The 12,247-nt window shown below is 72.8% G+C and carries 10 protein-coding genes; 5 read left to right on the forward strand and 5 right to left on the reverse strand.

Annotated elements, in window-relative coordinates; genetic code table 11:
* The coding region (locus CCN44_RS12555; protein ID WP_143649715.1) for a hemolysin III family protein at positions 1-407 on the reverse strand (407 nt) is incomplete at its 3' end.
* Positions 408-705: 298 nt separating this feature from the next.
* On the opposite strand from CCN44_RS12555, the gene CCN44_RS12560 reads away from it, so the two are divergent.
* Both CCN44_RS12560 and CCN44_RS12565 read left to right on the forward strand, forming a co-directional pair.
* A complete protein-coding gene (locus CCN44_RS12560; protein WP_059252332.1) occupies positions 706-2,529 on the forward strand; it encodes a phosphoenolpyruvate carboxykinase (GTP) in 1,824 nt (607 codons plus the stop codon).
* Positions 2,530-2,746: 217 nt separating this feature from the next.
* The gene (locus tag CCN44_RS12565) at positions 2,747-4,474 is read left to right on the forward strand and encodes a WD40 repeat domain-containing protein (protein ID WP_189397078.1); all 1,728 of its coding nucleotides are present in this window, start codon (positions 2,747-2,749) and stop codon (positions 4,472-4,474) included.
* Between the two features lie 225 nt (positions 4,475-4,699).
* On the opposite strand, the gene CCN44_RS12570 is transcribed toward CCN44_RS12565, so the two are convergent.
* A complete protein-coding gene (locus tag CCN44_RS12570; protein ID WP_059252333.1) occupies positions 4,700-5,119 on the reverse strand; it encodes an SCO4983 family protein in 420 nt (139 codons plus the stop codon).
* Positions 5,120-5,206: 87 nt separating this feature from the next.
* On the reverse strand, positions 5,207-6,418 hold the full coding sequence (locus CCN44_RS12575; protein ID WP_059252334.1) for a pyridoxal phosphate-dependent aminotransferase: 1,212 nt from the start codon (positions 6,416-6,418) through the stop codon (positions 5,207-5,209).
* Positions 6,419-6,544: 126 nt separating this feature from the next.
* Between CCN44_RS12575 and CCN44_RS12580 the strand changes: the two genes are divergently transcribed.
* Both CCN44_RS12580 and CCN44_RS12585 read left to right on the forward strand, forming a co-directional pair.
* Entirely contained in the window at positions 6,545-7,270 is a 726-nt protein-coding gene (locus CCN44_RS12580; RefSeq protein ID WP_237481748.1) for a hypothetical protein, read from the forward strand.
* A 455-nt stretch (positions 7,271-7,725) separates the two neighbouring features.
* Complete coding sequence (locus CCN44_RS12585) at positions 7,726-8,574, forward strand: S1 family peptidase (RefSeq protein ID WP_059252335.1); 849 nt, start codon at positions 7,726-7,728, stop codon at positions 8,572-8,574.
* Between the two features lie 19 nt (positions 8,575-8,593).
* Here the strand turns inward: CCN44_RS12585 and CCN44_RS12590 are convergent, their stop codons facing one another.
* Positions 8,594-10,204: an N-acyl-D-amino-acid deacylase family protein gene (locus CCN44_RS12590; protein WP_059252336.1), complete on the reverse strand. Its 1,611-nt coding sequence runs from the start codon at positions 10,202-10,204 to the stop codon at positions 8,594-8,596.
* A gap of 9 nt (positions 10,205-10,213) precedes the next feature.
* Entirely contained in the window at positions 10,214-11,479 is a 1,266-nt protein-coding gene (locus tag CCN44_RS12595) for an amino acid deaminase (protein WP_086697690.1), read from the reverse strand.
* A 173-nt stretch (positions 11,480-11,652) separates the two neighbouring features.
* On the opposite strand from CCN44_RS12595, the gene CCN44_RS12600 reads away from it, so the two are divergent.
* On the forward strand, positions 11,653-12,247 hold a 595-nt coding region (locus CCN44_RS12600), incomplete at its 3' end, for a sugar kinase (RefSeq protein WP_143649717.1).

Here is a 12,247-nt window from a genome sequence, read left to right on the forward strand (position 1 = left end):
GCCGCCGCGGCGGCCCATATCCCCCACAGCAGCCACTGGCCCTTGCCGCCCGGCAGGAGCAGCAGGGTCAGCGGGGTGTAGGTGCCCGCGATGATCAGGAAAATGTTGGCGTGATCCAGGCGGCGCAGCACGCCGTCCATGCGCGGGCTCCAGTTGCCCCGGTGGTACAGCGCGCTGACGCCGAACAGGAGGCAGGCCGTCAGCACGTAGATGCCGCACGCGATGCGGCCTCTGGTCGAGTCGGCGAGGGCGGTGAGCACGAGGCCCGCGATGAGAACGGCCGGAAACATGCCGAGGTGCAGCCAGCCCCGGAGTCGGGGCTTGACCGGATGCGGCAGGGAGAGCGCGACGGGACCGCGGCCGGCGGCCGGCGTGTCCGTGGGCGCGTCGGGGACGGACGCAGTCATGCGCGCATGGTAGCGACGCGACCGTAAGTCGTTCATCAATGCACGGTCATCGCGGTGTCATCCGCGTCATCGAGATCGCCGGGCAAAAAGTCTGTCAGCTGAAGCCAACGTGGACGCAAAGAGTCGTGGACAGCGTGGGATTCCTCACGCCGCTCACCTGTGATGCCCTCTGGACAGATGGGCACTAGACTCGGATGATCAAATGAGTGCGGTCGGCACCGGATGAGCGGGCTACGAAGCATCCGGGTCGCGGCCCCCACGGGGCGAACAAACAAAAATCCCTCACTTAGGAGCAATCGTGGCGCGCGACATCGCGGCTCCCACCGTCGTCCCCACCAACCACCAGGAACTGATCTCGTGGGTCAACGAGATCGCCGAACTGACGCAGCCGGACAGCGTGGTCTGGTGTGACGGCTCCGAGGCCGAGTACGAGCGACTGTGCGAGGAGCTGGTCGCCAAGGGAACGTTCAAGAAGCTCGACCCGGTCAAGCGCCCCCACTCCTACTACGCCGCCTCCGACCCGACCGACGTCGCGCGCGTCGAGGACCGGACCTTCATCTGCTCCGAGAAGGAGGAGGACGCCGGCCCGACCAACCACTGGAAGGCCCCTGCCGAGATGCGGGAGATCTTCACCGGCGAACAGGGCCTGTTCCGCGGCTCGATGCGGGGCCGCACCATGTACGTCGTCCCGTTCTGCATGGGCCCGCTCGGCTCCCCGCTGGCCGCGCTGGGCGTGGAGATCACCGACTCCGCGTACGTCGCCGTCTCCATGCGCACCATGACGCGCATGGGCCAGGCCGTCCTGGACGAGCTGGGCGACGAGGGCTTCTTCGTCAAGGCCGTCCACACGCTCGGCGCCCCCCTGGAGCCGGGCCAGGAGGACGTGCCGTGGCCGTGCAACTCCACCAAGTACATCTCGCACTTCCCCGAGTCGCGCGAGATCTGGTCCTACGGCTCCGGCTACGGCGGCAACGCCCTGCTCGGCAAGAAGTGCTACGCGCTGCGTATCGCCTCCGTCATGGCGCGTGACGAGGGCTGGCTGGCCGAGCACATGCTCATCCTGAAGCTGACCCCGCCGCAGGGCGAGGCCAAGTACGTCGCCGCCGCCTTCCCCTCCGCCTGCGGCAAGACCAACCTCGCCATGCTGGAGCCCACGATCTCCGGCTGGACGGTGGAGACCATCGGCGACGACATCGCCTGGATGCGGTTCGGCGAGGACGGCCGGCTCTACGCGATCAACCCCGAGGCCGGCTTCTTCGGCGTCGCGCCCGGCACCGGCGAGCACACCAACGCCAACGCGATGAAGACCCTGTGGGGCAACGCGGTCTTCACCAACGTCGCGCTCACCGACGACGGCGACGTGTGGTGGGAGGGCATGACCGAGGAGCCCCCGGCCCACCTGACCGACTGGAAGGGCAACGACTGGACGCCGGACTCCGAGACCCCGGCCGCCCACCCCAACGCCCGCTTCACCGTGCCGGCCGCGCAGTGCCCGATCATCGCGCCCGAGTGGGAGGACCCCAAGGGCGTGCCGATCTCGGCGATCCTCTTCGGCGGTCGGCGGGCCACCGCGGTGCCGCTGGTGACGGAGTCCTTCGACTGGAACCACGGCGTCTTCCTCGGCGCCAACGTCGCCTCCGAGAAGACCGCCGCCGCCGAGGGCAAGGTCGGCGAGCTGCGCCGCGACCCGTTCGCGATGCTGCCGTTCTGCGGCTACAACATGGGCGACTACATGGCCCACTGGGTCGACGTCGCCAAGGACAAGGACCAGTCCAAGCTCCCGAAGATCTACTACGTCAACTGGTTCCGCAAGAACGACGAGGGCCGGTTCGTCTGGCCCGGCTTCGGCGAGAACTCCCGCGTCCTGAAGTGGATCGTGGAGCGGCTGGAGGGCACGGCCGAGGGCGTCGAGACCCCGATCGGCATCCTGCCGACGAAGGACGCGCTGGACACGAACGGCCTCGAACTCGCCGAGTCCGACCTGGACTTCCTGCTCACGGTCGACAAGGAGATCTGGCGCGAGGAGGCCGCGCTGATCCCGGACCACCTCAACACCTTCGGTGACCACACCCCGAAGGAGCTGTGGGACCAGTACCGGGCGCTGCTGGAGCGCCTGGGCTGACCGGCCCCGCCCCAGACCCCACGGCCGGCCAGGATGTGCCCTGACCAGCGATCGTCACGACCGGCCGTGGCACAACCCCGAGGGGCCCCGCACAACGGCGTGCGGGGCCCTTCGCGCGCGCCCCCTTGCTCACGGGATCTTCACGCCTGTTTCATGCTCTGCACAGGCGTCTCGCCGACGGCGGCGAGAGGCCCGATCCAGCCTGTGGGGGGCACAGTTGAATACAGCACACGGATCCAGACGTCTCGCGGCCACGCTGCTCGCCGCCGCACTCGCCGGGACCGCGCTCACCGTCGCCGCCGCGCCCGCGGCCCACGCGGCGGCCTCCGACGCCGTGGCCAAGCTGCCGATCTCGTCGTACTCGGGACTGGCGGTCGACTCGGTGCACCGGCGCGTCTACGTCGCCGACCGGCGCGACGACAACGGCGCCGGCACCGTGGTGGTCTACGACTTCCAGGGCCAGAAGGTCAGCACGCTCCAGCACCAGTCCGCGGTCTCGGGCGTGGCGCTCAGCGAGGACTCCGCGACGCTGTACGTGGGCGAGCGCGGACGCGTCGTGAGCTACGACACCGGCACGCTCCAGGAGAGCGGCGCGCACGGCGCCGCCTACGACACCTGCGGCCGTCAGCTCGCCTTCGCCGGTGGCACGGTGTGGAGCACGGATGCCTACGTCTTCCAGGACTACCTGTGCGCCACGGCCTCCACGGCCCTGGACCGGCTCACCGACGGCACGGTCTCGCGGACCGGCTGGAACGACGTCGGCCGGCTCCAGCTGGCGCCGGGAGCCCGCGGGCAGAACCGGCTCCTGATGGGCCAGCCCGCGGACAGCGGTGCCGCGAACCCGTTCCTCGCCTCGTTCGACGTCAGCGGCACCACCCCGGTGCGGGACGCCGCCCGCCGGTTCGCGGACGCCGAGGGCAAGGGCGCGCTCGACCTGAAGGACATGGCGGCGAGCCCGGACGGCGGCAGGGTCGCCGTGGCCGACGCCGCCGCCGGCACCCGGCTGCTGAACGCCGGCGACCTGTCGGACGCGCCCGTCCAGTACCCGGCGCTGCCCGCCGGCGCGACGTCCACCGCGGTCGCCTTCAGCGGCGACGGGAAGTACCTCGCCCGGGGCGCCCAGGCCGCCGGCAGCACGCCCGACCTGCTGGTGCAGAGCGCCGACCCGGCCGACGGCACGCCGCCGCTGGAGTTCGCCTTCGAGGGCAGCCTCGACGGCAACGGGGTCGCCCCGCGGGGCCTGGCCTGGTCCCAGGACGGCTCCCGGCTCTTCGCCGTCACCCAGGGCGGCACCGGCCAGTACTGGCTGCACGTCATCCAGCCCCCGGCCGTCCAGTACGACACCCGCTTCGCCGGCGACCTCACGCACAGCCCCGCCGGGGCCGTGGCGGGCGAGCCGCTGGCCGTGCGCGGGCGGCTGGAGTGGGACGGGCCCGCTCCCGCCGAGCCGCTGAAGGTGACCGCCGTCCGCAAGGACGCGACCGGTACCCACCAGCTCGGCACGGCGACCGTCAAGGACGACGGCACCTTCGCCGTGCTGGACGAGCCCGACGTGGTCGGCGAGGCCACGTACACGCTGTCCTTCCTCGGCGACCTCACCCACCGCCCCGCCACCGACGTCACGCACACCGTGACGGTCGGCAAGGCGCCCAGCTCGATCGCGCTGACCGCGCCGGCCGAGGCCACGATGAGCGGCGGCGTGCACATCACCGGCACCTTCACCGCGCAGGGCAAGGCGCTGCCCGAGCGGGCCGTGCTCACCGTGCGGCGCACGGACCGGCTCGGCACCGGCACCCTGTCGTCGGTGACCGTCGGCGCCGACGGCACCTTCGCCGTGGACGACCTGCCGCGCACCCGGCGCGAGGCGACCTACACGGTCAGCTGGGCGGGCGACGACCTGCACACCGGCGCGACGGCGTCGGCCACGGTGTACGTCAGGCGCTGAGCCTCCGTGGCGGTTCCCGCCCCGGTCCCTCCGGGCACCGGGCGCGGGACCCGGGCGCCGCCGGGGGGCGCGGGGAACCGCGCGAGCCACTCCGACGAGCCGGGGGCCGCGGGACGGGACAGGCGCCCGGAGGCGCATCCGACCGGCGGGTGTGTGGCGCCCGGTCCGCGTGTCGCTGCGGGTGCACGCGGACCGGGGCCGATCGAGGGGACCCCCGTACGGGGATCAGCGGGCGGTGCTGAACGCCTTCGGTTCGGACAGCGCGGCGGTGTGCGCGTCCATCCGCTGGGCCGCGAGGATCGCCGCCGAGGTGTCGGCGCGCGAGGCGGCGACCACGAGCGCGCGGCCGGCGAGGGTGTGCGCGCGCCGGTGCAGGGCGGCGGGGTCACCGGCCGCGGCCGGCGCCGCCCGCAACGGCGTACGCCCTCCCCGCAGCCGGGCCACCTGCGCCGCGAGGCGCTCCGCTGCCGTGTCCAGGTCGGCGGACGGGGTGAGGGCGCGCAGCTCGTCGGTGACCGTGAGCAGCGCGGAGAGGTGTCCGGCGAGCTGGATGTCCAGCTCCTCCTCGCGCGACCGGTGCGGGAAGTCGGAGTGGGTGCCGGCCATCGTGCTGTGGACCGACTTGGTCCGGATCGGTTCGTACATGGGATGGCCTCCTGTGCTCTGACAGGAAGCCATCCTAGCTTAGATTTCGTCTAAAGTTGAGCCGTGTCACGGAATGAAGTCCGTCGACTACCGCTGGCTGTAGCCGTCCAGGAAGGTCCCGATGCGGGTCACCGCGTCCCGGAGATCCCCGACCGCCGGCAGCGTCACCACCCGGAAGTGGTCCGGCTCGGGCCAGTTGAAGCCGGTGCCCTGGACGACCATGATCTTCTCCTGTCGCAGCAGGTCCAGCACCAGCTGCCGGTCGTCCTTGATCTTGAAGACCGCGGGGTCCAGCCGCGGGAACAGGTACAGCGCGCCCTTCGGTCGTACGCAGCTCACGCCCGGGATCTGCGTCAGCAGCTCGTAGGCGGTGTCCATCTGCTCCTTCAGCCGCCCGCCCGGCAGCACCAGGTCCTTGATCGACTGGCGTCCGCTGAGCGCGGCGACCACGCCGTGCTGCCCCGGCATGTTGGCGCACAGCCGCATGTTGGCCAGGATCGTCAGGCCCTCGATGTAGGAGTCGGCGTGCGCGCGCGGGCCGGAGATCGACATCCAGCCGACGCGGTAGCCGGCCACCCGGTAGGCCTTCGACATGCCGTTGAACGTCAGCGTCAGCAGGTCCGGCGCGATCGCGGCCGTCGGGGTGTGCGTGGCGCCGTCGTAGAGGATCTTGTCGTAGATCTCGTCGGAGCAGACCAGCAGGTTGTGCCGGCGGGCGATGTCGGTGAGGCCCCTGAGCATCGCCTCGTCGTAGACCGCGCCCGTGGGGTTGTTCGGGTTGATGACGACGATCGCCTTGGTGCGGTCGGTGACCTTGCGCTCGATGTCGGCGAGGTCAGGCATCCAGTCGGACTGCTCGTCGCAGCGGTAGTGCACCGCCGTACCGCCGGAGAGGGAGACGGCGGCCGTCCACAGGGGGTAGTCCGGGCTCGGTACGAGCACCTCGTCGCCGTCGTCCAGCAGGCCCTGCATCGCCATCACGATCAGCTCGGAGACGCCGTTGCCGATGAAGACGTGCTCGACGTCCGTCTCGATCCCGATGGTCTGGTTGTGCATCACGACCGCGCGGCGCGCGGCGAGCAGGCCCTTGGCGTCGCCGTAGCCGTGCGCGGTGGAGACGTTGCGGAGGATGTCCTCCAGGATCTCCGGCGGGCACTCGAAGCCGAAGGCGGCCGGGTTGCCGGTGTTCAGCTTGAGGATGCGGTGGCCCGCCGCCTCCAGCCGCATGGCCTCCTCGAGAACCGGGCCCCGGATCTCGTAGCAGACGTTGGAGAGCTTGGTCGACTGGATCACCTGCATGTCCGTGAGCTTACGGCCCGGTAATGCCTCATGGGTCGTGTTTTCCGCCACGTGAGACACGAAGGTTTGCCCGGATATCGCCGTTGGCTGTCTCAAGAGACTCTTGCCTCCCTAGAATCCGCTGGCATGTCCACGGAACGGGAGTACGACGCGGGGGCGTACGGCATGCAGGGGGAGGGCGGCGCGCCCGGCGTCCGGCCGAACGTGTACCACCCGCGGCCGGCTCCGCCCCCCGCGTACGAGCAGTACGCCGACCCGGCCGCCGCGCACGGCTGGCAGAACACCTACGACGACACGCGTGAACTCCCCCCGCTGTCCGAGCCGTACGAGCCGGTCGAGGCGCCGGTTCCGCCGGGCCCGGCCGCGGCGCGCGAGCCGGGCCCCGGACGGGCCGGCCGACGGCGCGCCGCGCGACGCCCGGGCGGCCGGCGCCGGGTGGCGGCCGTCGTCGGCGTCCTCGGCGCTGCCGGTGCCCTCGCGGCGTTCGCCACGCTGGGCGGCTCGGACTCCCCGGACGGCACGCGTCCCGGGGGCGGCCGGAGCACGGGCGCCGATCCCGCTCCCGCGAGCCCCGGCGGGGACACCGCCGCGCCGGGCACGGGGGCCCCGGCCGCCGGCGGCTCCTCGCCGTCCCGCCCGGCCGCCGCCCCGGACGCGGGCGTTCCCACGGACGGCGCGGGCGCCGGGACGGCCTCCGCGGGCGCCACGGCCTCGGCGCCGGCCTCCTCGGCGTCCGGCTCCCCGGCGCCGACGCGTACCGCGACGGCCCCGGCGTCGACGGTGTCGCCGTCCGGCACGGCCGACGGCAGGGGCCGCGGCCACGGTCACGGCACCACGAAACGCCCCCGCTGAGCGCAGGCGGCGGGCCGCCGCCTGCTCGCCGTCCCGCCCGGCCGCCGCCCCGGACGCCGGCGTTCCCACGGACGGCGCGGATGCCGGGACGGCCTCCGCGGGCGCCACGGCCTCGGCGCCGGCCGCCTCGGTCTCCGGCTCCCCGGCGCCGACGCGCACCGCGACGGCCCCGGCGTCGACGGCGTCGCCGTCCGGCACGGCCGACGGCAGGGGCCGCGGCCACGGTCACGGCACCACGAAACGCCCCCGCTGAGCGCAGGCGGCGGGCCGCCGCCTGCTCGACGGCCCGTTCCGCGCCGAGGGCGGTCCCGCCGCCGCCCGTCCGCACAGGGAAACCCCTATGACCTGACGCCGCGTCTTGTCCCCGCCCCTCTTCCCTGCTGAGAATGCGCATGACAACCGAGTGGGCGACCGGAACACCTCCGGTCGCCCCAGTCGTAAGAGGGGACCCCCACGTGAACAAGCCTCTCCTTGCCGCGCTTTCCTCCCTGGCGATCGCCGGGCTGGGCGCGACTCCGGCGATCGCCGCCCCGCAGACCACCGCCCCGCACTCCGCCAAGGCCGTCAAGGCGACCGTCGACTTCGCCGGCACCGTCTCGCTCAGCAACTGCTCCGGCTCCGTCGTCCGCTTCCCCAACTCGGTCGACACCGACCCGGCGTTGGTGCTCACCAACGGCCACTGCCTGGAGACCGGCTTCCCGGCGCCCGGCGAGGTCATCACCGGCCAGTCCTCCAGCCGCACCTTCGGCCTGCTGAACTCCGCCGGCACCAAGGTCGCCACCCTGCGCGCCAACCAGGTCGTCTACTCGACCATGACGGACACGGACGTCTCGATCTACCGCACCACCACCACCTACGCGGCGATCAAGAACTCCTACGGCATCAGCCCGCTGACCATGCAGGACACGCACCCGGTCGCCGGCACCTCCATCAAGGTGGTGTCCGGGTACTGGAAGCGCATCTACAGCTGCAACATCGACGGGTTCGTGTACCGGCTGAAGGAGGGCGGCTGGACCTGGAAGGACTCGGTCCGCTACACCTCCTCCTGCAACACCATCGGCGGCACCTCGGGCTCCCCCGTCATCGACACCGCCACCGGCAAGGTCGTCGCCGTCAACAACACCGGCAACGAGGACGGCCAGCGCTGCACCGAGAACAACCCGTGCGAGGTCGACGCGAACGGCACCGTGACCGTCCGTCAGGGCATCAACTACGCCCAGCAGACCTACAACATCCCCGCCTGCTTCACCACCGGCAACAAGCTCAACCTGAGCGCCGCCGGCTGCACCCTGCCCAAGCCGTGACCCTGGCGGGGCCGGGCGGTCACACCGGAGTACGGCGGACCGCCCGCCCCGCCAGCACATCGGTGCGCCGGCCGTCCTCGATGACGAACCGGCCGTCGACCAGCACGTACGGAATCCCCGTCGGCAGCGCGCGCGGCTCGGCGAAGGTGGCGCCGGGCGCGACCGTCGCCGGGTCGAACAGCACCAGGTCGGCCCGGTAGCCCTCGCGCACCAGCCCCCGGTCCGGCAGCCGCAGCCGCGCCGCGGGCCGGGAGGTGAGGTGAGCGACGCACTCCTCCAGCGTCAGCACCCCCAACTCCCGCACGTAATGGCCGAGATAGCGCGGGAAGGTGCCGTACGCCCGCGGGTGCGGCTTGCTGCCCCGCAGGATGCCGTCCGAGCCCCCGGTGTGCGCGCGGTGCCGCATGATCGCGCGGACGTTCTCCTCGTGGCCGACGTGCTGGAGGATCGTCGTACCGAGCCGGTCCCGCACCAGCAGCCGGCGGGCCGTGGCCCAGGGCGGCTCGCCGCGCAGGTCCGCCGCCTGACGGACGGTACGGCCCACGCACTCGGCCAGGGCCGGATCGGTGACCCCGGAGATCTCGATCGTCTCCCACTCCACCGGCACGCCGTGGCAGCCGTCCGAGCCGGTGACCTCCAGGTCGTGCCGGATCCGCTCGGCCGTCACCGGGTCGGCGAGCCGGGCCAGGACCTCCTCCGGGCCGCCCTCGCTCGCCCAGCTCGGCAACAGCGCGGCGAGGGTGGTGCAGCCGGGGGTGTAGGGGTAGGTGTCCAGCGTGATGTCCGCTCCCGCGGCCAGGGCCCGGTCGAGCAGCGCGAGCAGCTCCGGCGCCCGGTCCCGGTTCACGCCGAAGTTCATCGTGGCGTGCGCGAGGTGCAGCGGGCAGCCCGCCTCCCGGGTCAGCGCCACCATCTCGGCGTACGCCTCCAGGGCGCCGGCGCCGTAGGAGCGGTGGTGCGGGCAGTAGTAGCCGCCGTAGGCGGCCACCACCCGGCACAGCTCGGTCAGTTCGGCGTCGCGCGCGTACATCCCGGGCGTGTACGTCAGCCCGGAGGACAGCCCGACCGCGCCCTGCTCCAGCCCTTCGGCCACCAGCCGCCGCATCCGGTCCAGCTCCTCGGGGGTGGCCTCACGGTCCTCCCAGCCGACGACGAGCGCCCGCAGCGTGCCCTGCGGGATCAGATAGGCCGCGTTCACCGCGATGCCCCGGTCCAGCCGGTCCAGGTACTCGCCGACGGTCCGCCAGTCGAAGTCGACGTCGTCGCCGTACCCGTTCCAGCCGGTGATGGCCCGCCGCACCTCCTCCAGCGTGCGGTCGTCCACCGGGGCGTACGACAGCCCGTCCTGCCCGAGGACCTCCAGCGTGACCCCCTGCGCGGCCTTCGCGCTGTGGTCGGGGTCGCGCAGCAGAGCCAGGTCGGAGTGGGCGTGCATGTCGATGAAGCCGGGGGAGAGGACCAGGCCCTCCGCGTCCAGTTCGCGCCGCGCGCGCGGCCGTTGGCAGCCCGCGGCGGCGGCCTCCTTGACGATCGAGACGATCCGGCCGGCGTCGATCACGACATCGGCGCGGTAGGAGTCCGCCCCGCTGCCGTCGACGACGTCGGCGTCCCGGACGACCAGGTCCTCCACACGGGCCTCCTAGAAGAACGTACGGATGTAGTCGACCACCGTGCCGTCGGCCTCGGCCACCGGGATCAGCTGCCACTTGTCGAAGGAGGTGCACGGGTGGGAGAGGCCGAAGGCGATCCAGTCGCCGACCTCCACCTCCGCGCCGGGCCCGGTGCGCAGCCACAGGTGCTGGTCGGACAGGGCGGTCACCTCGATCCCGGTCGCCGGACGCTCCGTGCCGTCCCGGCGGACCACGTGCGCCACCGGCAGGTCGAGGTCGTGGGCGGCGTCCCGCTTGCCCGCGTTGACGAACGCCTCCGCCGGGGACGGCCGGGACACCACCTGCGCCCACAGCCGGAACGCGGGCTCCAGCGCCCCCTCCTCGGGCACCCGGTTGAACGGGGTCAGCCGGCGGTAGTGCACGTCGTCGTGCGAGACGTACGCCCCCGAGCGCAGCAGCTTCAGCACCGGCAGGGACAGTCCGGGAACGCCGGCGAAGACATCGGCGACGGCGTCGAACCACTCGCTGCCGCCGGCGCTCACCACGATCTCGCTCGCCTTGGCGAAGCGCCCCTCCCGGTCGAACTCCACGGCGAGCGCCACCAGCCGCTCCAGCCACCGTCGCACCCGCTCCGAGGAGGCGTCCGGCACCTGGGCCTCGTACCCCGCCACGCCGACGAGCCGCAGCGACCCGGCGCCGGCCACCGCGTCGGCGACGGCACGGGCCTCCGCCTCCGACCGCACGCCGGTCCGGGCGCCCTCGCCCGCGCCCAGCTCCACCACCACGTCCACCGGACGGGCGGTGCCCGCGAGTGCCGCGTCCATCAGCTCGACCCCGCGCACGGAGTCGACGTAGCAGACGAACCGGAACTCCGGGTCGGCGGCCAGCTCGCCGGCGATCCAGCGCAGGGCGGCGGCGTCCACCAGCTCGTTGGCGAGGAACACCCGCTGGACGCCGAACGCCCGGGCCACCCGCACCTGGTGGGGCAGCGCCAGTGTGATGCCCCAGGCGCCGTGCTCGATCTGGCGCCGGAAGAGCTGCGGGGCCATGGAAGTCTTGCCGTGCGGGGCGAAGGCCAGGCCGTGCCGGGCGGTGTACGTCTCCATCAGCGCGAGGTTGTGCGCCAGGCGCTCGGCGGAGAGGGCGAGGACGGGGGTGGTGAAACCGTCCCGGAAGAGGTTGCGGCGCTGGGCGGCCAGCTCGGCGACGGTGAGGCCGTCGGCGTCCGGCGGGAGGCCCTTGAAGCGGTGGTCGACACGTTCCTCGGCAAGGCGGGTGAGCGCTTCGCTGCCCATGGAGCCCCTCTCTCGGGTCGTTGCACTGTCTGCAACAGCCATTGCATGCAGTGCTCACTGCTGTCTAGCATCTCGCCGGAGACCGGGTCAACGGAGCCGTCACCCGGACATCGACAGGAGCCATCATCGACGACGCTGCTTACGCCTCGGCCGTTGCGCACTCGTGGCAGATCATGGACGTGGTGACGCTCGGCGAGTCCATGGCCACCTTCCTGCCCGGCCGCCCCGGCCGCCTCGCCGACGTGCCCTCCTTCGACCGGGCCATCGGCGGCGCCGAGTCCAACGTCGCCTGCGCCCTGGCCGCGTTCGGGCACACCGCGCGCTGGGTCAGCCGGGTCGGCGCGGACGGCTTCGGCGATCACCTGGTGGAGCGGATCGCCGGGTACGGGGTCGACGTCTCGGCCGTCCGCCGCGACCCCGACCGGCCCACCGGCGTGTACTTCCGCACCGCCGGCGACCGGGGCACCGGCGCGCACGAGGTGGCGTACTACCGGGCGGGCTCGGCGGCCTCGGCCATGTCGACGCGGAACGTCGACCTCGCGGCGGTCCGGGCGGCCCGCGTGCTGCACCTGTCCGGCATCACGGCGGCCCTGTCGGACACGTGCCTGGACCTGCTCCGCGCGCTGACGGCACCCGGCCCGGACCGCCCGCTCATCTCCTTCGACGTGAACCACCGCCCGGGCCTGTGGCGCACCGCCGAGGGCCCCCGCGTGCTGCTGGAGGTGGCCCGGCACGCCGACGTCGTGTTCGTCGGCGTGCCGGGCCACC

Origin of the sequence: Streptomyces tricolor, assembly GCF_002155905.1 — a bacterium.
Classification (GTDB): Bacteria; Actinomycetota; Actinomycetes; order Streptomycetales; family Streptomycetaceae; genus Streptomyces; species Streptomyces tricolor.